At 65.1% G+C, this 20408-nt stretch carries 17 protein-coding genes; 11 read left to right on the top strand and 6 right to left on the bottom strand.

The window, feature by feature from the left end:
• Nucleotides 1-49: 49 nt before the first annotated feature.
• Nucleotides 50-535, bottom strand: a complete 486-nt coding sequence (locus Z052_RS03745; protein WP_049932974.1) for a hypothetical protein — start codon at nucleotides 533-535, stop codon at nucleotides 50-52.
• A gap of 80 nt (nucleotides 536-615) precedes the next feature.
• On the opposite strand from Z052_RS03745, the gene Z052_RS03740 reads away from it, so the two are divergent.
• The 6 genes from Z052_RS03740 to Z052_RS21200 all read left to right on the top strand — a co-directional run bounded on the left by Z052_RS03740 (nucleotide 616) and on the right by Z052_RS21200 (nucleotide 8439).
• Nucleotides 616-3336 (top strand): ABC transporter ATP-binding protein, encoded by a 2721-nt coding sequence (locus Z052_RS03740; protein WP_099288847.1) that lies wholly within the window; start codon nucleotides 616-618, stop codon nucleotides 3334-3336.
• A gap of 102 nt (nucleotides 3337-3438) precedes the next feature.
• Nucleotides 3439-5148 (top strand): ABC transporter substrate-binding protein, encoded by a 1710-nt coding sequence (locus tag Z052_RS03735; protein WP_099288846.1) that lies wholly within the window; start codon nucleotides 3439-3441, stop codon nucleotides 5146-5148.
• 50 nt (nucleotides 5149-5198) lie between these two features.
• Nucleotides 5199-6212, top strand: a complete 1014-nt coding sequence (locus Z052_RS03730) for an ABC transporter permease (protein ID WP_049932977.1) — start codon at nucleotides 5199-5201, stop codon at nucleotides 6210-6212.
• Nucleotides 6209-7126 carry an ABC transporter permease gene (locus Z052_RS03725; protein WP_049932978.1) on the top strand — a complete coding sequence of 306 codons (918 nt, stop codon included), beginning with the start codon at nucleotides 6209-6211 and terminating at the stop codon, nucleotides 7124-7126. Before Z052_RS03730 ends, Z052_RS03725 begins: the two co-directional genes overlap by 4 nt.
• Nucleotides 7119-7466, top strand: a complete 348-nt coding sequence (locus Z052_RS03720; protein WP_049932979.1) for a hypothetical protein — start codon at nucleotides 7119-7121, stop codon at nucleotides 7464-7466. The genes Z052_RS03725 and Z052_RS03720 overlap by 8 nt, the downstream gene beginning before the upstream one ends.
• A gap of 223 nt (nucleotides 7467-7689) precedes the next feature.
• On the top strand, nucleotides 7690-8439 hold the full coding sequence (locus tag Z052_RS21200; RefSeq protein WP_049932980.1) for a CbiX/SirB N-terminal domain-containing protein: 750 nt from the start codon (nucleotides 7690-7692) through the stop codon (nucleotides 8437-8439).
• A 46-nt stretch (nucleotides 8440-8485) separates the two neighbouring features.
• Here the strand turns inward: Z052_RS21200 and Z052_RS03710 are convergent, their stop codons facing one another.
• The 4 genes from Z052_RS03710 to cobN all read right to left on the bottom strand — a co-directional run bounded on the left by Z052_RS03710 (nucleotide 8486) and on the right by cobN (nucleotide 15326).
• Nucleotides 8486-9742 carry an RNA-guided endonuclease TnpB family protein gene (locus tag Z052_RS03710; RefSeq protein WP_099288845.1) on the bottom strand — a complete coding sequence of 419 codons (1257 nt, stop codon included), beginning with the start codon at nucleotides 9740-9742 and terminating at the stop codon, nucleotides 8486-8488.
• 181 nt (nucleotides 9743-9923) lie between these two features.
• Nucleotides 9924-10703 carry a cobalt-precorrin-7 (C(5))-methyltransferase gene (locus Z052_RS03705; RefSeq protein WP_094579574.1) on the bottom strand — a complete coding sequence of 260 codons (780 nt, stop codon included), beginning with the start codon at nucleotides 10701-10703 and terminating at the stop codon, nucleotides 9924-9926.
• Complete coding sequence (locus Z052_RS03700) at nucleotides 10700-11422, bottom strand: precorrin-8X methylmutase (protein WP_049932982.1); 723 nt, start codon at nucleotides 11420-11422, stop codon at nucleotides 10700-10702. Before Z052_RS03700 ends, Z052_RS03705 begins: the two co-directional genes overlap by 4 nt.
• On the bottom strand, nucleotides 11412-15326 hold the full coding sequence (gene cobN, locus Z052_RS03695) for a cobaltochelatase subunit CobN (protein ID WP_099288844.1): 3915 nt from the start codon (nucleotides 15324-15326) through the stop codon (nucleotides 11412-11414). The genes Z052_RS03700 and cobN overlap by 11 nt, the downstream gene beginning before the upstream one ends.
• Nucleotides 15327-15359: 33 nt before the next feature.
• On the opposite strand from cobN, the gene Z052_RS03690 reads away from it, so the two are divergent.
• Genes Z052_RS03690 through Z052_RS03675 form a run of 4 tightly spaced genes read left to right on the top strand, consistent with a single transcriptional unit; the run spans nucleotide 15360 to nucleotide 18848 of the window.
• On the top strand, nucleotides 15360-17534 hold the full coding sequence (locus Z052_RS03690; protein ID WP_099288843.1) for a VWA domain-containing protein: 2175 nt from the start codon (nucleotides 15360-15362) through the stop codon (nucleotides 17532-17534).
• Nucleotides 17535-17590: 56 nt separating this feature from the next.
• The gene (locus Z052_RS03685; protein WP_094579571.1) at nucleotides 17591-17779 is read left to right on the top strand and encodes a CbtB domain-containing protein; all 189 of its coding nucleotides are present in this window, start codon (nucleotides 17591-17593) and stop codon (nucleotides 17777-17779) included.
• Nucleotides 17779-18501, top strand: a complete 723-nt coding sequence (locus Z052_RS03680) for a CbtA family protein (protein ID WP_094579570.1) — start codon at nucleotides 17779-17781, stop codon at nucleotides 18499-18501. The genes Z052_RS03685 and Z052_RS03680 overlap by 1 nt, the downstream gene beginning before the upstream one ends.
• Nucleotides 18501-18848: a (2Fe-2S) ferredoxin domain-containing protein gene (locus Z052_RS03675; RefSeq protein ID WP_099288842.1), complete on the top strand. Its 348-nt coding sequence runs from the start codon at nucleotides 18501-18503 to the stop codon at nucleotides 18846-18848. Before Z052_RS03680 ends, Z052_RS03675 begins: the two co-directional genes overlap by 1 nt.
• 13 nt (nucleotides 18849-18861) lie before the next feature.
• Here Z052_RS03675 and Z052_RS03670 read toward each other — a convergent pair whose 3' ends face one another.
• Complete coding sequence (locus Z052_RS03670) at nucleotides 18862-19665, bottom strand: MarR family transcriptional regulator (RefSeq protein ID WP_099288841.1); 804 nt, start codon at nucleotides 19663-19665, stop codon at nucleotides 18862-18864.
• 151 nt (nucleotides 19666-19816) lie between these two features.
• Between Z052_RS03670 and cbiT the strand changes: the two genes are divergently transcribed.
• A complete protein-coding gene (gene cbiT, locus Z052_RS03665) occupies nucleotides 19817-20404 on the top strand; it encodes a precorrin-6Y C5,15-methyltransferase (decarboxylating) subunit CbiT (RefSeq protein ID WP_049932989.1) in 588 nt (195 codons plus the stop codon).
• The last annotated feature ends 4 nt before the right edge of the window (nucleotides 20405-20408 follow it).

Below are 20408 nucleotides of genomic sequence, written 5' to 3'. Positions count from 1 at the left end.
TAACTTTCACTAGGCACTACAGGCGGAGGAGGATGTCAAGGGAGGCCGATCACTCGACAGGGTCCGGGAGAAACGGCGTCGGATCGTCATGGACGAACCGGACTGCGTCGTCGTTCAATCGACGGCAGAATAGGCGCACGGCCCCCGCCTCTCTGATCGATTCGAGTTTCTCCGCCGCCTGACTTGGATCGTAGTACGCGGGGACGAAGACAGCCGTTTCGCTCTCGGGCGCGATTTCGACGACCAGCACGTAGACCAGTTCGTTTCCCTCCGCCCGGAACACCTCGACGTCTCGAAATTGTCGGTCGTCGACAAGCGACTCTAGCTCCTCGAACTCCGAGCCGGGGAGGACGACGTCAAGGCCGGTCCGACGGTCCGAGTCGACCAAGACTGAATCGCCGGGATGGAGTTCGAGCGCTGTCCACCCGCGCTCTCGGTACTTCGTCGCAGTCGCTTCCATGTCCTCGATGACGGCGGACCATCCATCTTCCGCCTGTACGTTCGTGGGCACGTCGCCGCCTGCGGGTTCGTTCATACCAGCAGACGCTGGGGTAGCCGTATAAATGATTTCACTGTCCCCAAGATATATCTCCGTGAGGCTCACTACCGCCGGTAGTGACCGATCTGCTCTCGCTTTCCGCGCTCCAAACTGAGTTCAGAACCGAACGAGGCGCGGTCAAGGCCGTTGACGGTATTGACCTCTCGATTGAGCACGGAGAGACCGTCGGCCTCGTGGGTGAGTCGGGTTCCGGAAAGAGTGTCACCGCTCTCTCTGCGATGGACCTCGTCGACGACCCCGGCGACATCGTCGGTGGCCGGATCACCCTTGAGGATCCGGCGCTCGCAGCCTCCCTCCTCGACGAGTTCGACGATGCGTACGTTCCGTACCCGTCCGGGCTGATCGATGCGATCGCGGCTGTGAGCAGCGGGCTTCGCGCCGGACGGCGCGTTCCCGACACCCCTGCTGAGCTTCGCGGAATGGTCGATGACATCGTCGCCGAAGAGGACCCAAACGACCTTACGAGCCACCTCAGAACTGCCGCAGAGCGTCTCAAAACCGACGCCGACCCGAAGACCGTCGGTGACGACCTTGAGGCCGCACTCGCTGACGCCGTCGACGGCTTCGTGTTCCTCGATGCCGACGCCCGAGAGCGGATCCGCGCCGGCGCGAAGCCGACCGACGTTGATATCGACGAAGGAATCATCGACGTGACGGCAGCCCCCGAGGCGGCCGTCCGCCGGATCCGCGGCGGCGAGATGGGGATGATCTTCCAAGACCCGATGACCTCTCTCAACCCGGCGGTCACCGTCGGCGAGCAGATCGCCGAGTCCCTGCGGCTCCACCGGTACGGCGGTCAAAAACACGACTCGTGGCTCAATGGGGTCCGCGAAATTCTCCCGAAACTCGGAGGTCGAGAGGGTGAAGAAGAGGTGATGGACGAAGTTGTCAGGATGCTTCAGGCGGTCGGCATTCCGGAAGCGAAACAGCGCTTGGAAGACTATCCACACGAGTTCTCCGGAGGGATGCGCCAGCGCGTGCTCGTCGCTATCGCCCTAGCCTGCCGGCCGAACCTCCTCATCGCCGACGAACCGACGACCGCACTCGACGTGACGATTCAGGCGCAGATCCTCGATCTGATCGACGACCTACAGGAAGAGTTCGGGATGTCAGTCTTGATGATCACCCACGACCTCGGCGTCGTGGCCGAAACCTGTGACCGCGTGGCCGTAATGTACGCCGGCGAGATTGTCGAGGAAGGCCCCGTAGAAGAGATCTTCTCCAATCCCAGCCATCCCTACACCTACACGCTGCTCGAATCGATCCCCACCGAAGAAAAAGAGCGACTGACACCGATTGAGGGAAACGTCCCTGACCTGATCAGCATGCCCGACGGGTGCCATTTCGCGCCGCGCTGTCCCTGGGCCGAGCCCCAGTGCCGCGAGGGGGAGATTCCATATCTCCAGCACGGCCCGGACGATGTCGACCACCGGTCGAAATGCGTCCACGACGAGTTTGATAAAGATATGTACGGGACCGACGAACCCGCCGCTGGTTCCAGATCTGCCATCGGCGACCCGCTTGTCGAGGTCCGCGAGATGCGGAAGTACTACCAACAGGAGGATGGCGCGCTCGACCGGATGTTCGGCGGGGGTGACTCGAGCGTCAGGGCTGTCGACGGGATCGATCTCGACGTCCACGAGCGGGAGACGCTGGGACTCGTCGGCGAGTCCGGTTGCGGGAAGTCCACAGCGGGACAAGCGATCCTCCACCTGGACCCGCCAACCGACGGGAGGGTCGTGTTCGCTGGTGAGGACCTCGGATCGCTCTCGAAATCGGATCTCCGTAAGCGCCGGAAAGACATGCAGATGGTGTTCCAAGATCCGATGTCGAGCCTCGACCCGCGGATGACAGCCGGCCAGACGATCATGGAACCGCTGAAGATTCACGGCCTCGCCGAGGGACGCCACCGCGAGCGCGTCTTCGAGCTGATGGACGCGGTCGGGTTAGAGCGCGGCCAGTTCGGCCGATACCCACACGAGCTTTCCGGCGGTCAGCGTCAGCGGGTCGGCATCGCGCGATCTCTAGCGGTGGATCCCGACTTCATCGTCGCCGACGAGCCGGTGTCGGCACTCGATGTGTCCGTTCAGGCGCAGATCATTAACCTGCTGGAGGACCTCCAAGAGGAGTTCGGGCTCACCTTCCTGTTCATCGCCCACGACCTGAGCGTCGTCCGCCACATCTCCGACCGGGTGGCGGTGATGTACCTTGGTGAGATAGTTGAGGTCGCCGAGACGGACGAACTGTTCGAGACGCCGAAACACCCATACACCAGAGCGCTCCTGTCCGCGATCCCGGAGCCCGACCCCCTCGCCGACACAGACGATCGAACGATCCTCAAAGGGGATGTTCCGTCACCGATCAACCCACCCTCCGGCTGTCGGTTCCGCACCCGCTGTCCATCGGTCATCCCGCCGGAAAACCTAGACATCAACCAGGAGCGCTATCGCGAGGTAATGTTCTACCGACAGCGATTAGAAGCGAGAGACATCGACCTCGATGCCATCGAGTCGGAGGTCCGAATCGAAGACGAGCCGGCGCGGACCGCCGTCGCCGACGGCGGCGAACATCTGACGCTTTTCAAGTACTTCTTCGACGGTCCGCTCTCGGGGGAGGCGCGAGCGGTCGTGGCCGAGTCCTTCGAACAGATCAAACACGACCGGTGGGACCAGGCAGAGGCCACACTCCGCGGGACGTTCGAGAGCGTCTGTGAACGAGACAACCCCGAACTCGGTGAGAGCGGTCATCCCGCTGCGTGCCACCTATACGACGAGTGACCTGTTGACAAGTGACTACAGGACCACTCAGCCGGAGCTTATGACGCGCTTTTGTCCTGTCGCTCCACCAGAATTATTTACCTAGCTCATATATGCCCATGTATGTGTCCTGATACCACAGGTACGTCACGACGCAGCTTCTTACAACGAGCGGGCGGCGCGACGGTAGCGACGGCATCGGTCGCCTCTCTTGCCGGGTGTGGCGGCGACGGTGGCGACGGTGGCGACGGTGGCGGCGGCGGCGACGGCGGCAACGGTAGCGACGGCGGCGACGGCAACAGCGGCGACGACACGACCTCGCTCCGCTACGGCCGCGGTGCTCACTCCAGTACCCTCGACCCGCAGAACACGACCAGCGGTGAGGTCGCGAAGGTCACCAATCAGGCGTACGAGGGGCTGATCGCCTTCCAACCGGGCGAAGCGTCGCTCGTCGAGTCGCTCGCCACCGACTGGTCGCTTGACGGCGACTCGGTGACGCTCACGCTACGAGAGGGGGTGAGCTTCCACGACGGGTCGGAGTTCACCGCCGACGACTTCATCGCCACGTACCGACGGTTTGTCGACGACGACTACGAGTACCACTTCGCGGACTCCTCCGTTTATGGGCCGTTCACCCTCGGCAACTGGATCGACAGTATCGAGGCCCCGGGCGACTACGAACTCTCGATCACGCTGACCCAGACGTACGCGCCGTTCCTCCGCAACCTCGCGATGTTCGCGGCCGTCGTCATCTCGCAGGACGCGATCGAGGGCGACACGAACCTCGGAGAGGAGATGGTCGGAACCGGTCCGTTCCAGCTCGAGACCCTCGACGACGCCAACAACCGCATCCGGCTCACCACCTTCGACGACTACTGGGGCGAGGCCCCGAACGTCGACCGGGTGCTATTCCTCACCCGCGGGCAGAACTCCACGCGTGCGCAGGCGCTCGTCGAGGAAGAGCTCGACATCATCGACGGGCTCGACCCTGACAGCATGCAGATCGTCGACGGGTCAGACACCGCGGAAACCCGAACGGCGACGGGGATCAACATCGGTTACATGGCGTTCAACCTCTCGCGGGTTGAAGCGTTCCGCGACCGCCGAGTCCGCCGCGCGATCAGCTACGCCATCGACACCCAGGCGATCGTCGAGAACATCTACTCCGGGATCGCCACGCAGGCCGACCAGCCGATCCCGCCCGCGCTGTTCGGGCACAACGACGACATCAGCCCCTACGAGTACGACCCCGAACAGGCGCAGAGCCTCCTCGATGAGGCCGGCTACGGCGACGGTTTCTCGTTCTCGCTGACGACTTTCCAGAACCCCCGCGGGTACAACCCGGCGCCGCTGCCGACCGCGCAAACGATCCGTTCGAACCTCGCCGAGGTCGGCATCGAGGTGTCGATCGATGACCGGCAGTTCTCCGACTACCTCACGTACACCAGCCAGGGGAGCCACGACGCGACGCTTGCCGGTTGGTACACCGACAACGCAGACCCCGACAACTTTTGTTACGTCCTCCTCCACCCGCAGACCGACGTGCCGGAGGGGCAGGACTGGGTCTCCTGGGACACCGAGGGGTTCAACACCTCGAACAACGCCGCGTGGGCTAACAGCGAGTACATGAGCGTCGTCGAAGAAGCCCAGCGGACCACGAATCAAGAAGACCGCGCCGAGCTGTATCAAGAGGCCGCCCAGATCGCGCACGACGAGGCGCCGTGGGTGTTCCTCGACTACGCCGACGAGGTCCGCGGCGTGTCCAACAGCGTGAATAACTACAGCGTCGCCGCGATCGGCGGGCCGTTCCTCGAACAGGTCGAGCTCGAGTAACTAGCGCCGAACGCAGACTTTTTGACCGTCCCACGCGCCCATTTCTCTGAATGGTCTCCAAACGCTTCGTCTTCAAACGGCTGCTCATGCTGTTCCCCGTGCTGTTCGGGGTCGCGACGGTGGTCTTCGCTATTCTCCACCTCTCGCCGGGCGATCCCGCCGTGGTCATCGCCGGCGACCGAGCGAGCCAGGAGTTCGTCAATCAGGTCCGCTCGGACTTGGGGCTCGACGACCCGCTCTGGCAGCAGTACGTTCGCTTCCTCGGCGAGGTGGCGACGTTCGACTTCGGCCAGTCTTATCAGGTGAACCGAGGCGCGGCGGTGAGCCAGATCCTCGCGGATCGCCTCCCGATCACGATCGAACTCGCGTTGCTCGGACAGTTCGCCGGCCTCCTGTTCGGGCTCCCGCTGGGTATTCTCAGCGCGGTCAAACAGGACACGTGGACTGATCATCTCACACGCATTGGCGCGCTGAGCGGGATCAGCGTCCCGATCTACTGGAGCGGTCCGCTGCTCATCCTGCTCTTCGCGCAGTTCCTCGGGCTTCTCCCGACCAGCGGTCGAATCGGCTCCGAGTACTTCGTCGAACCGGTCACGGGGCTTATTCTCGTCGACACGCTATTGGCGGGGAACGTCGCAGCGTTCCAGTCCGCGGTCGTTCACCTCCTCTTGCCGGTGGTGGTGCTCGGGATCTATCAGATGGCGCTGCTCTCGCGGATGATGCGCTCGTCGATGGTCGAGGTGATCCGCCAAGACTACATGCGAACCGCGCGCGCGAAGGGACAGGGCTCGAAGATCACCGTCATGAAACACGGCCTCCGCAACGCTTTTATTCCCGTCATCACCGTAGTTGGCATCCAGTTCGGATCGCTGCTCGGCGGCGCGGTGCTCACGGAGACTGTCTTCGAGATCAACGGCATCGGTACGCTGCTCGTCGACGCGATCAACCGTAGCGACTACCCCGTCGTCCAGGGTACCGTCCTCGTCTTCGCCGTATTGTACACGCTCGTTAACTTGGGCGTTGACCTCACCTACTCGGTCCTTGATCCACGTATCGAACAATGAGTACAGAGACACAGACCGGCGCCGTCGACCGAAGCATCGTCGAGCGGCTGCGCGCGAGCCCGTTCCTCTCGCAGCTCTCCTCGAACCGACTCGCGATCACCGGGATCATCATCATCGTGAGCGTCGTCCTGATCGCGGTCTACGCGCGGATCACCTACGACCTCAGCGAGCTCATGGCGACCCAGTTCGGGACGAATCCCGCTGAATCCCCGCCCAGCTCGGAGTACCTCTTCGGCACGGACGGGCAGGCCCGCGACATCTTCCCACGCGTGATGTACGGGGCCTGGTACGCGGTCCTCTACGGAACGGTCACCGTCGTCGCGTCGACGTTCCTCGGGGTGAGTCTGGGGATCGTCGCCGCGTACTACGGTGATCTGACCGACAACGTCATCATGCGGACGATGGACGTCCTGCTGTCGTTCCCGTCGCTACTCTTAGCGCTCGCGCTCGTCACCATCTTCCCGGAGGAGCTGGGCCTGTGGCGGGCCGTCGGGGCGCTGACGCTCGTCTACACGCCCCGGTTCGCCCGCGTCGTCCGCGGGGCCGCGCTGAAGGTGCTCGAAGACGAGTACACCGACGCCACGCGGGCGCTGGGCGCGACGGACCCGCGGCTGCTCGTTCGTCACGTCCTCCCGAACTGCCTCGCGCCGATAACGGTCCAGTCGACACTCAATTACGGGCTCGCGATCATCGACATCGCCGCGCTGTCGTTCCTTGGCTTCGGTGCCAGTCCAGGGGAACCGACGTGGGGCATGATGCTTTCGAACGGTGTCGAGTTCGGGCTGTTCTCCGGGGCGTGGTGGTGGTCCTTCTTCCCCGGCCTGCTGCTCGCGCTGACGGTGCTCGGATTCAACCTCCTCGGTGACGGGATGCGCGACGCGCTCGACCCCCGGATGCGAGAGACCGTTGACTGACCGCGACGGACGGCCGTCTGGACGGACGGTCGCGTGGTGGGTCGGCATCGGCAGCCTCCTCGGGCTCGTCGTCGCGGGCACGCTCTTCCCGTTCGTCGAGGCGCGGCGAGCGACCGATACCTCGTTCGCACTCGGGGTGTTGCTGTTCGGCTTCGGCGTCGCGACGTGGGGCGGCGCGGTCGGGTTCGGCGACTCGATGTCGGCGGTTCAAAGCCATCTCGGAGGCGAATCCGCGTGGAGCCGCGAGGGCGCGCGACAGGCGTTCGCCGTGTTGACTTGGGTCGGCGCGGGCTGGGCGGGGACTGCAGTCGGGGCGTCGATACTGCTTGTCGGCGTGTAAACGAGGCCCACTCCGATAACCCGTCCACCCTTGGGGGCGGCCATGAATGCTGTGTTGACTCGGTGGAAACGCTGCTACTCTATTAGAGAATTAAACCGGGGATCTCCTGTGCGCGGAGTCGGCCCATCCGACCGCTGCCGGAGACACGTGGATAAGTTATTTACTTGATGCGCGTTACCACTGTATCAAGTCCAATTGTAGTAGACCAACAATATTTGTACACATGCCACGAGAAACACTAGTCCTCGTCGGGCGGAACGAGGTGCGTTCGGTCGCGGAGCAGCACGCCGATCGGTTACGACAGGCTGGTCTCGTCGACACGGTCACGACTGCGACGTACGAGGTAGAGCCGGAATCGGAGCTCAGAGAGGGTCTATCGGACGTTCGTGGTGATCGAGTCTACGCGGTTCCGCTGTGTTTCGCACACACCCACGAGACGCTGAAAGACGTTCCCAGAGCGTTGAACCGGCTTTCCGGAGAGGTGCGATACTGCGACCCGATTGGGAGGCGTCAAGCGGTGACCGAAGCGATTCGGAGCCAAGCCGAAGCGGCGAGCGACGCCGACGCTCTCTTGCTCGTCGCCCTCGGGAACAGCCGCGACGACCACGCGCAGACCGTCGCCGCATCCCATGCGGCCCGTCTGCGCGCGGAGTTCGACGAGGTCCGAACCGCGTATCTCCTCCAGAGTCCGGCCGTCGAGTGCGCGCGGTACACGCTCGATGCCGACCACGCGGTGGCGTGTCCGCTGTTCGTCGGAAATGGTGAGGCGACCCGAGACCGGATTCCCGAACAGCTCGAGTTACATCGGGGCGGGATCGACTACGCCGACCCATTCGGGGCGGACGACGTCGTCGCCGATGCGATCGCCGTCGCGGTCGAGCGCGCCCGCGCAAACTCCAAGCTCTCGACGCCGAGTCCCGACCTCGTTGCCGACGCTGAACCCGTGGCTACCGACGGGAGCGGACGAAACTAACTCGCTTCCCCTCTTTGCTCTCGTCAACAACCCCACCCTACTTCGCTCACCCTGATGGGTTCGCTCGTTGGGAGAGGGGCTTGTCCGTGAGCTCAGCCTCAAACCTGTCCGGGTAGGCGGTGAATCCGCCACTTGGCGTCACCGTTCCAGACTTGAGGGCGAGTTGACTGTCGCCCGTCCGCCGAGACGACTGTTGGCCCCGGCGGACATACCGCATCCCGATGTTCTTCGCCACGTTGTAGTCTGCGTTCGTTTCCAACTCACACTTCACGCACCGGAAATTGGTGCGAGTCGAGCGATTCTCGTCTGCCGTGAATCCACACTCGGCGCACCGCTTTGACGTGTGTGCCGACCCGACTTGCTTCACCGAGATCCCTTCCGTTTCAGCCTTGTACTCCACTTGCTCGTACAGTGTTCGGAACGCCCACCTGTGACCCCACGAGGCCCCCGTGCGGTCGCGGATGTGGGTTAGGTTCTCGAAGGCTATCACGTCGCACTTATACCGAAGTGCTTCGTCTACGATAGCGTTCGACGCTCGGTGAAGTACGTCGCGGACGTAGCGAAGTTCTCGGCTGCTCGATTGTTCGAGCGTCCGATGGGCACTCCTCGTCCCAGTCTGTTGGAGTCCGGCGCGTACCTTCTCGAACTCGCGGAGATCGTGGGTTAACTCCCGCCCGCTGAAGAAGGAGGCGGTGCTTGTGACGGCGAGGTTTTCGATGCCGAGGTCAACCCCGAGGACCGTCCCGTCCTCGGCGGTGTTCCGTTCTGTGTCGGTCTTGGGTCGGCGGAAGCCGATATGTAAGAGGTAATCGCCGTCACGGACGGTGAGCGTGCTTTCCATGACGCTCCAGTTGTCGGAGTCGAGGTACTGCCGTTGGTAGCCATTGTCGGCGTCGGGGAGGGCGAGGTCGCACCGGACGCGACTCTCTGTGGTGGAGAGCGACACCGTATCATCATCAAATACCGTCATGGTCCGGGTGTCGTATTTCACCGTGGGTGCGGTGAAGGTGGGCTTACTCACCTTCTTGTCTTTCGCCTTCCGTTCGATACAGCCGGTGATGGCTTTGGCGGCTTGGTGGGTGGCGAGAATCGCGTGCTGACTTCCGAGGTCGGTGCATTCGCGCACGTCGTTGTATGCGAGGGGCTGTACGTCGCTTTTCGCGTTGTATTTGCCCCACGCCATGTCCGTGGCGAGTTGGCATCCACGCTTCCACTCGGAGATGGTCTCTTCGAGAAGGTCGCGTTGCTCGTCCGTTACCTCAAGACAAGTGATTGCCGTCCGATGTACGTAGTCGTCTCCCACGTCTTCAATGTAATCAATAGGCTACTCATAAATTGGTGTTTGCGACCAACACAAACGCGCTCTTCCCCTCCCTACTCGATCCCTCCGGTCGCTTCTTGAGGAAGGGGACTCCGCGTTACCGCTTCAGTTGAAACTGGCTAGGGCCGACCGCGAGCCGGCCCGGTTCCGTCGGTTCGTTTTGCTACCGCCGAACGACCAGCACGGATAGGTCGGAGAACGGCGAATCGCCCGGTTTGTCACCGCCCGCGTGCCCGGCGAGACCGCGAAGAGTCGTTCGGGTGATGCGTTCGTCGTCGTGGGTGAGTCGCTCGCAGACGAGCGCCTCCGCGTCCGGGTCGCCGCCGTGTTCAAGCAGGTCAGCGGCGACATCGCCGGGCATCCGGTCAAAGGGACGGGGCAACACGAGCAGGTGACGCTTCCCGACGTCGCGGCGCAGCCGGTCCATGCCCTCGGAGAGGTCGCCGCTCTTGTGGAGCGTGACGAAGGTCGCGTTCTCCATCGGCGTGCGCGCCCGACTGGCCGCGACCTGTAGCGAGGAAATTCCCGGGACGACGCGCACGTCGACCGAGCCGCCGGTCGCGTCGTCGACCGCTCGCCCGACCTTCCCGACGAACTGGTAGCCGGAGTGGTTCGGATCGCCCATCAGGACCGCAGTGCCCCGCTCCCCGCCGGCCACGCGATCGGCGAACGTCGCCAGCGCGTCCGCCTCGTCGCGATACCCGCACGTCAGACACTCCGCGTCGGTGCGATCGCGGACGAACTCGACGACCGTCTCGAACCCGACGACGACGTCTGCCTCCCGGATCGCGCGCTCGCTCCTCGGCACGAGGTAGTCTGGGTTTCCGGGCCCGATTCCGACGGCGTGGACGGTCATCACCGACTCGGTCACCCCGTCCTCTGGACGGTCCGCGGCGTACGCCGCCGGGTCCGGGCCGGAATCGAGGTCGTACTCGTCCGTCACGGGCTCTCCTCTCGAAGTGCGTCGAGCGTCGTCTCGCCGTTTCGGACGTCGCTGGCGGCGTGGACGAGCTCGTTCGTAAGCCCGGCGGCCACCCCGGACCCGCCGCGTCGACCGACGTTCGTGACCGCGGCGACGCCGTGTTCCGCTGCCACCTCGCGGACTCGCTCCCGGCTCTCGGCGGCCTTCACGAACCCGACCGGCGTCGCGACGACGACCGCCGGCCGCGTCCCCTGTTCGATGCAGTCGGCGAGCGCGAGCGCAGCGGTCGGCGCGTTGCCGACGACGGCTATCGCGTCGTCGTAGACGCCGCGTTCGTCGAGTTCGAGCACGCTCGCCGCGGTCCGGGTCATCCCGGTCTCCGCCGCGAGTTCCGCGCCGTTCCCGATCGCCTTCCTGACTTCGCAGTCGTGGCCGCGTCCCGTGATTCCCGACTTGACCATCGTGATGTCGGTCACGATCGGTCGCTCGTCGAGCACGGCCTCCGCGCCGACTGCGACCGGGTCGTTCGCGAACCGCATCAGGTGCGCGAATTCGGGGTCGCCGGTGGCGTGGACGGCCTTCGCACGTAGGCGGTCTGTCGGCGTCTCCTGTGGGACTAACTCGTGGACGCGGTCCATGCTCGTCTCGGCGATTTCCATCGCATCCTCGGTCGTCGCGCCGAGGTCGGCGTAGGCGGCGGTCCCGTCGCCGCCCCCCTCCGCTCCGCCATCAGTCGTCATCGGCGGTCACCTCCGTCGGGTCGCGCGAGGCGCGCTCCTCAATGTCGCCGTCGACGCTGAGGTTGCGGTCCCGAAGTTCATCGACCGTCTCGGCGTCGGCGTCCCAGAGCCCGCGCTCGATCACCTCTAAGAGCGTGTCCGTGATCGACTCCAGCGCCCACGGGTTGACGTCCCGCATCCAGTCGGCCCGGTCGTCGTCGAGGGCGTACTTCTCGGCGACGTCCCGCCAGAGGCGGTCGGAGACGACGCCGGTCGTCGCGTCCCACCCGAGCGCCACGTCGACCGTCTTCGAGAGGTCGCCGGCGCCTTTGTAGCCGTGATCCTCCATCGAGTCGAGCCAGTCGGGGTTGAGAACCCGCGCGCGCATGGCCTTCCGGACTTTCTCCTCGTTCGTGTAGACATCGACGTTGTCGGGGTCAGAGGAGTCGCCCACGTACGACGCCGGTTCCTCGCCGGCCACCTCGGTGACGGCGGTGATGAACCCGCCGTGGAACGCGTACCAGTCCGAGGAGTCGAACTCGTCCTGCTCCATCGTGTCCTCGATCTTCACCGTCGCCTCGACGTTGCCGAGCCGACGCTCGAACGCGTCGTGTGCCGCGGAGGCGGTGCCGCGAGAGCCGAGCGCGTAGCCGCCCCACTGGACGTACACCTCGGCTAGGTCCGCGGCGTCGTCCCAGTTCCCCTCGTCGACGGCCTTGTTGGTTCCCGCGCCGTAGCCGCCTGGACGCGTCGTGAACACGCGGTGTTTCGCGGCCGTCTCGGGATCGTCGTGGCCGTCGGCGGCGAGTTCCTCGGCCTCCTCCTCGACGTGCTTTTTCACGTAGTTCATCTCGTGCGGCTCGTCCAGGGCGACCACCGCGTCGACCGCGTCGTGGATCACGCTTGCGGCCTGCGGGAACGCGTCCCTGAACAGGCCGGAGACGCGGGTCGTGGCGTCGACGCGGGGGCGGTCTAACTCGTCGAGCGGGATCGGCTCCACGTCGTCGATCCGCCCCGCGTCGGTCCAGACTGGTTTGACCCCCATCGTCGCCAGCACCTGCGCGATCGTCTCGCCTCGGGTCCGGACGGTCGGCGTCCCCCACGCCACGACGCCGATCTCCTCGGGGTACTCGCCCTCCTCGTCGCGGTGGCGGGTGAGCGTGTCGGCGGCGATCTCGTGACCGACATCCCATGCGGCCTTGGCGGGCACCTTCCGCGGGTCGAGGGTGTAGAAGTTCCGGCCGGTGGGAAGCAGGTCGACGCCCCCGCGAGTGGGCGCCCCGGAGCCGCCCGACGGAACGTACTCGCCGGCCAGCGCGTCGGCCGTGCGCGGGATCTCCGCTTCGGCACCGCGAACGCGAGGCGCGGCTTTCTCGGCGATGAACCGGAGCGCGTCCCGGAGATCGCCGTGGGCACCCCCCTGAACGCGGGCGTCGCCAAGCGGGTCGATACCGACGATCAGCAGATTGATCGTCGTCCCGTCGTCCGCGCCGGCGTCTGATTCCGACTCGGGCACGTCGAAGTCGTGGGCGGCCAGCGTCCGGACGAGCTCCTTGCTGGTCTCGTACACCTCGTCTGCGGCCTCACTGTAGGTCATGCCCAGCGTCTCGTCGTACTCGCCCGGGGCGTCGAGCATCCGCTCGTAATCGACGCCGAGCACGCCGGCGACCGACTCGCGGAGGCTCGGTCCGCCAGGGTTCTCCAGCCGGGTGAGCGCGACGAGGTACTCCACGAGGCGGTCGTCGACCGGCGGCTCGCCCATCGTGTGAAGGCCCAGCCGGATCTGGGTGTTCTTCACGTCGGTCAGGTACGCGTGGACCCGCTCGACGAGCTCCTCGACGGAGACCTTGTCGCCCGCGACCTCGCCGTCCGCGAGCGTCGTGCCGGCCTCGTCCGGCCCGCGGACATCTGCTTGCTTGTCGACTTCGCCGGCGATCCCGAGTTCGACGGCGAGGTCGAGATCGTCGACCGTCTCGCGGATGAGGTCGCCGAGTCGAGCGCCCTCGTCGGTACGGACCTCGGTGCCGCCTGCCTCGCGGTACCGGCGGGCGAGGTCTTCCAACTCGGCCAGCTCGTCGTAGCTCCCGGCGCGACGCATCACCGGGGTTAGGTAGTCCACAACGGCAGCGTACGAGCGGCGCTTCGCCTGCGTCCCCTCGCCGGGGTTGTTCACGATGTACGGGTAGACGTTCGGGAGGTCGTCGATCAGGCCGTCCGGCGCGGAGCCGGAGCCAAGCCCGACCGTCTTGCCCGGCAGCCACTCCAGCGAGCCGTGCGTGCCGAGGTGGACGACGGCGTCGGCGTCGAACTCGTTCCGGAGCCACCCGTAGAAGGCGACGTAGTCGTGCGGGGGCCAGAGGTCGGAGTCGTGGTACACCTTCTCCGGGTCCATCCCAAACCCGCGCGGGGGTTGGACCGTGACGAGGACGTTGCCGAACTCGACGCCGGGGATCGCGAAGGGCCGATCGGGCGACTCGCCCCACTCGTCGAGGACGCCGTCGCGGAACCGGTCGCTCGCCGCGTCGAACCACTCAGCGTACTGTGCGGGCGACACGGTGTCGACGCTGCGGTCGCGCACGTCTCCCGGCGCGACCCACCGGTCGTCGAGCGTGAGCTGGCTCGTGAGCGCGTTGATGAGTTCCTCCCCGTCGGCGATCGAGGTGTCTCCCCTCTCGTCCGTGCCTTTCGACCCGAGGTCGTAGCCGCGACCGTTCAGCTCCTCTAGCAGGTTGACGGTCGATTCGGGTGAATCGAGTCCGAACGCAGTCCCGATCCCGTCGTCGCTCGGCGGGTAGTTGTGGAGCACGACCGCGACCTTCTTGTCCCTATTCGGCGTGTGCCGGAGCTTCGCCCAGTTGACCGCAAGCCACGCAGCGTGGTCGACGCGATCTTCGATCGGGAAGTGCTGTTTGGGTGCGGAGCCGATGCCTGCGGCATCGTCAGTGCGCTCTTTCCCCGAGATCGGGTGTGTGATGACGTTCCCATCAAATTCGGGGAGCGCGACCGAGAGCGCGAGCTCGAAGCCCATCACGCCGGTATCGCTCGACTCGTACCGGGAACGCGAGCGCATTGTGGTTACGGTTTGGATCACGGGGACACCGAGGTTGTCAAGGAACACGCTCTCCGCGTCGGCACCCTCGTCAGCGGCGTCGCGCCCGCGTTCGCTCATCGACAGTGAGAACATGAACGATGAGAGCACGGCGTCGATGACCGGGTCGTCTCCATCGTCGGTGAAATAGTGCTCGGCGGTCCACTTCGCGTCCTCTTGATTTGGCTCGTCGCTAACAGGATTACAGAACACGGGCAACACGTTCGCGCCGAGCGCTTCCAATCGGCGGACCTGCGCGTCGACGTATCGGACGTTCTCGTGCGTCCAGTGCGACTCATAGAACCAGACGCCGACCGTCGGCGCGTCCGAGTCAAATGTCGCGTTCAGTTCATCGTAGTCTACACCGGGGTAATCAGGGTGGTATACGCCCTCTGTCGGAAGTTCTATCGGGCCGTCGATCCCTCCCTCGACCGTTTCGTCGCCGTACTCCCGAGCGAGGAACCGCATCCCGTTCGCGATGTTAACCGTCCCACCGTAGTCGAGGTACTCGGAGACCATCGCCCGGTCGGGCGAGGCGACCGTGGTGTCCTCCAGCGCGAAGGCGTCGCCCGTCGCTTTCACCACGAGCGGCACCCCGGCGTCTCGGAGCTCATCGACCGCGAACTCGTATGCCAGCATGCTGTCTTGCCCGCCGTGGAGCCAGAGGACGACCGCGGTCGCGTCTCTGATCTCGTCCACGAACGACGCTACGTCGCGTTGCTCGTTGAGGTCGCTGTCGGACCGAACGACGAGATCGATTCCCGTGAGCTGCTCCGCCGCCGTCTGGACCGCTCCCAGCTCGTTCTCCGTCGCCGTGTAGAGGCCGATTTTTGTCACAAGTTATTAAACCTCCTCTGTAATAACACAAGTATGGTTGATTTGGGGACAAAGAAAAAAGTTTCCACCCCCCTGCCGGCGGTCGTCGGCCAAGCGGATCTCAAACGGGTTCTTCTCGCGTTAGCGGTCGAACCAGGTCTCAGCGGTGCCCTCCTCAGGGGAGAAAAGGGGACTGCCAAATCGACGTCCGTCAGGGCGCTCGCAGACCTATTACCCGAACAGACGGTCGTCGCCGATTGCCCGTACGGTTGTCCACCGACAAACGCAACCGGTACCACGGACGACTATTCCGGCAGCGACCAGTGTGCCTCGTGCCGCGATCGCGAGGATCCGCCGGTGGAAACGAGACCGACTCCGCTCGTGACGCTCCCGCTCGGTGCGACCCGCGACCGAGTGGTCGGGACGCTCTCCGTCTCCGACGCGCTCGACGGCGACGCCGAGTTCGACCCGGGACTACTTGCCCGCGCCAACCGCGGCGTCCTCTACGTCGACGAGGTCAACCTGCTTCCGGACCATCTGATCGACGTGCTGCTGGACGCTGCCGCGATGGGAACGAACCGCGTGGAGCGCGACGGTGTCAGCGTCGCCCACCCCGCCGAGTTCACGCTGATCGGGACTATGAATCCGGAGGAGGGTGAGCTTCGACCCCAGCTGCGCGACCGTTTCGACCTCTGCGTCAACGTCACGGGAAGCGACGAGATCGACGAGCGCGTCGAGATTCTGGACCGAGTCGTCGACGACGACGGCGGCCAAGACCTCCGCGCGGAGTTCGAAGCGGAGACGGCGGGCCTCCGAGAGCGCGTTCACAACGCCCGCGACCGCCGACCCGCGATTCCCGAGGAGTTCAAGCGCGACATCGCCGAGCTCTGCCGGGACGCGGACGTCGACGGCCACCGCGCCGATTTCGCCATCGCTCGGGCCGCCCGGGCGTTTGCCGCGCTCGACGGACGACCGAAGGTCATCGAGTCGGACGTGGCTGACGCCGCCGAGTACGGCTTGAGTCATCGATTACAGAGCCGTCCGTTCGAGGAGCCGGTCGACTCGGAAGAGGTGGTGGACGATCACTTCGGCGACGACACTGCCGAGGGCGACCGCGATCCGGAGGCCGACACCGACCCGCTTGGGGACGGTGACGGGACGGATACCAAGGATCCCGACCCGGACGGGAGCGACCCGGATCAAGGGTCCGGTGCCGACGGAGAGTCGGTCGGTGGGGAGAGTCGCTCAGACACGAACGAAGGAGGAAACTCCGACGACCGTGATACCGACGGACCCGACCGCGATCGGTCCGGCGCTCCCGATGGCTCCAGATCGGAAGACGCCGATGGCACCGAACGACCGCCGAGCAACGCGGCGGCTGCGGACCGCGGCGACGGAGCGGACGAGGAGGCGCCCGATTCCGATGGTGACGACGAGGCCGCACCGATCCCTCCAGGACGCACTCGCGCGGGAGTAGCCGACGCAGCGGCACCGGAGGTCCCGTCACCCACGAGTCGCAGTGACGCGACGGGTGAGGGTGACGGCCGACACGCGGCGGCGCCGTCTCCCGAGGGTCACGGGCCGACAGTGCGAACGGAACGCGCAGAGGAGACGGAGTCAGTCGACCCGGTATCAACCGTGCGGGCGGCCGCGCAGAACGGCCGATCGCGACCGGCCGATACCGACCTCCGACGGGCGGTTCGAGCGGACGATGCCGACACCCTCACGGTGTTCGTCACTGACGCCAGCGCGTCGATGGCCCCCGCGATGCGCGCGGCCAAGGGCGTGGCCTTAGAACTGTTACGAGACGCGTACACCGAGCGGGACGAGGTGGCGTTAGTCTCGTTCGGCGGCGACGGAGCCGAGGTACTCCTCCCGCCGACGACGAGCGTAACGCTGGCCGCGCGTCAACTAAAAGAGCTCCCGACGGCGGATCGGACGCCGCTTCCGGACGGACTGAATAAAGCCGCGACGCTTATCGAACGGAAAAGGTCGGCCGCGGCGACGGTCGTGCTCGTTTCTGACGGTCGCGCGAACGTCGCGAAGGGCAGTCCAACGGCTGCGACCCGTCAGGCGGCCGAACGGGTCGCGGAAACGGACGCGTCCGTTCTCGTCGTCGACGCGGGCGAGTCGAAGGCCGGCGTCCTCGACATCGTGTGCGAGACGACAGACGCGAGGCGGACCCCGCTCGCCGCGCTCTCAGCGGACGCGGTGCTTGGAGACGAGTAAGGTTTCTGTGGAGCGTAAGTTTTACAATCTGACTTTGCTTTTTCCAAGTTGGATTTATGTCGACAAACACCGACACCGTCGCCGACCGGTTCGCAACGGCTGGGGCACAGATCGATCCGGTAACCGCGCTTACCGCTCTGGCGCTCGTCGCAGCGCTGGGCTTTACGCTCGCATTCTTACAGGAACCACTCGCCCACGAGGCGTTACACGACTTCAGACACGGGGCCGGGATCGTCTGCCACTAATGATCGATCGGCTTCGATCGGGCGTTACAGCCGGAGCCCTCGTCGGCCTGGCATACGGGCTGTTCACGTGGCTGGTCGTCTCGCCGGTCGTCCGCCACTTGGAGCACCTCGCGTCTCACGGCGGCGACCACGGACACAAGGTGGCACCCGCCGTTGGTGAAACCACCACAGCGGTTATCAGCGCCGGGGGCGGCGTCCTGTGGGGAATCCTGCTGGGTGCCGCGTTCGGCGTTGCGTACCATCTATTTGAACCGGGACTTCCCGGCGGAGCACTGAAGCCGTACGTCCTCGCGGGAGCCGGATTCCTGACGGTCTCCGTCGCCCCCTGGACGGTGCTTCCGCCGGCCACGCCGGGCATGGAACCGCTGTACGGATCGTCGCTTCGCGTTCCGCTCTACCTCGGTCTGATCGTTGTTGGCGGTCTTGTCGCGGCGACAAGCATCCTCGGGTACGTCCACACGGCCCGCACACGCGGTCGTAGTAGCGGCGTGTTCGTCGCGTTACTTCCGCTGGTAGCGCTCGGTCTTCTCTCGGTCGTCGCTCCGCCGACGCTGACCAGCGGCGGCGCTCCTACCGGGCTATCGGCTGCGTTTCGATGGCTCGTCGGCCTCTCGCAGGCCGGCCTGTGGGCGCTGATCGCCGTCATCTTCCGCCATTTCGACCGACGCGTCGATCGCCGTGGCACGAACGCGCCGATGGCGACAGCGAGGGGAGGCAACTGATGGAACGACGAACGGAGCAGATGCGCGAGCGCGGGATGAGCGCGACCGTCCTCGTCTGTACCAACGACCGGACGGAACACGCCGCCTGCGCCGCCGTCGATGGCAACGGGGTCGCCGACGCTATCCGAAACTGGCTCCGCGAACGCGACCGCTACTGGTCGGAGATCGCCGTCGCGGAGACCTCCTGTCTCGGGATGTGTAGCGAGGACGGCGTCGCTGTCGTCGTCCAACCGCACGACGAGTGGTTCGCAGAAGTAGCGGTAGACGACGTGCCGAGCCTCATGGCAGGAATGTTTGAGGCTACTGGAGACGATCCCACCGCGACAGAACCCACGATGACCGGCTGAACAGCCCGAGGGGCTAGAACGCGTCCGAATCGAGCACTCGGTGGGGAACGTTTCGATCTCGGAGCTTGGAGGTGTGGCGCGGGATCTCGTCGGTCACCGCGACCAGCAGGACGTCGAGACCGAGCATCCCCGCCTCGGCGACGCCCTCTGCGGTTCCGAACCGAATGTCCGGAGCGACGTTGCTCTGAGAGACGAGCGCGTACGCTTCCGTTCCGGCAACCGCGACGAGTCCCTCCTCTGGGACGCGCGTCGAGACGACGTCCGAATTCGGCCGGTCAGCGTCGGTGACGGTCGGGACAGGCAGCACCGAGACGGTTCCCGCGTCGTAGTCGACGACGCCCTCGAAGTCGGCGACGCCGACGGCCTCGCCTTTTTTGCCGCTCGTGACGGTGACTGCGGTCGCGGTCCCGCCGGCGGGGTTGGCGTGTAAGATGCCGCCGCGCATCACGATTCCGACCTCGATCCCTTCGTCCACGTCGTCTAATGCGATCGCGGCGTCGACTTCGACGCTCCCGAGCACATCGGAATTTACCCGTTCGAGATACGTCTCCAGATCGTCCGTCCGAGAGATGAGCCAGTCGACGCCCTCCTTCGTCACCTCGTACCGACCGCGACCCCTCTTTTCGACGTACCCCGACTCGATGAGGTCGCGGACGTAGTCGCTGACCGCCTGAGAGGTCACGCCGATCGTGTCCGCGATCTCGTTCTGGCTCACGGCCGGCTGGCGGGCCGCGATCTCAACGAGTATCTGATACCGGGTCGCGCTCCGTTTGTTTTCGAGGACGTCTGGTGAGTTCTCGCCGTCGGCGTCGGCCATTACCGGACATTTTCCTGCCACAAACAAAGTCTTGTTGTCTGTTTCACAGCGCATTTGCTCTGATCGAGCCGCTCGAGGGTGCCTTTGTAAAGCCAACTTTAGTAAAAACAACCAAAATTGTTTTGTGGCGTTGTTCACTTGTGTAGCGTGAATGCAGGCGACAAACCTTCCGAACGACGCGAAAGCGGGACCGACCAAGCCGGAGGTCCGGGCGGTGTTGGCGCGGAAGCTCGCGCTCGGTCCCGACGACCACTTCGTCGAGGTCGGCTCCTGTACCGGCGCTGTAACGATCGAAGCCGCCCGCCGAGCGGGGCGGGTAACGGCGCTCGAACGGAAATCGGAACGGGTTGAAGCGACCCGAGCGAACCTCGACGCCAACGAGTACGGCGCCGACGTGCGGCTCGTGAACGCCGAGGCGCCGGAGAGACTTCCCGACGACGGTGACGTGGTTTTCCTCGGGGGATCACGAAACTACGAGCGAGTTCTCGACGACGCCGTCGCCGCCGGCTACGACCGGATCGTGATGAACGTGTCTCGGCTCGAAGTCGCAGGTGAAGCGGCCCGAGCCTTCCGCGACCGCGACCTCCTCGATGAAGTGTTGTGCCTCCAGATGGCGACCGGCTACGATCTGGCAGGCGCGACGAGTTTCGACGCCGACAACCCTGTGTACATGCTCGTCGGCGAGCCGGGGTCCAGCGAAGAGCCAGGACCTAGTGAAAAGCCGGGTGATAGCGAATGACTCG

Origin of the sequence: Halorubrum sp. C191 (assembly GCF_002727095.1) — an archaeon.
Classification (GTDB): Archaea; Halobacteriota; Halobacteria; order Halobacteriales; family Haloferacaceae; genus Halorubrum; species Halorubrum ezzemoulense.
Note: the sequence above shows the minus strand (reverse complement) of the source record. Positions and strands in the feature narration are given on the sequence as shown.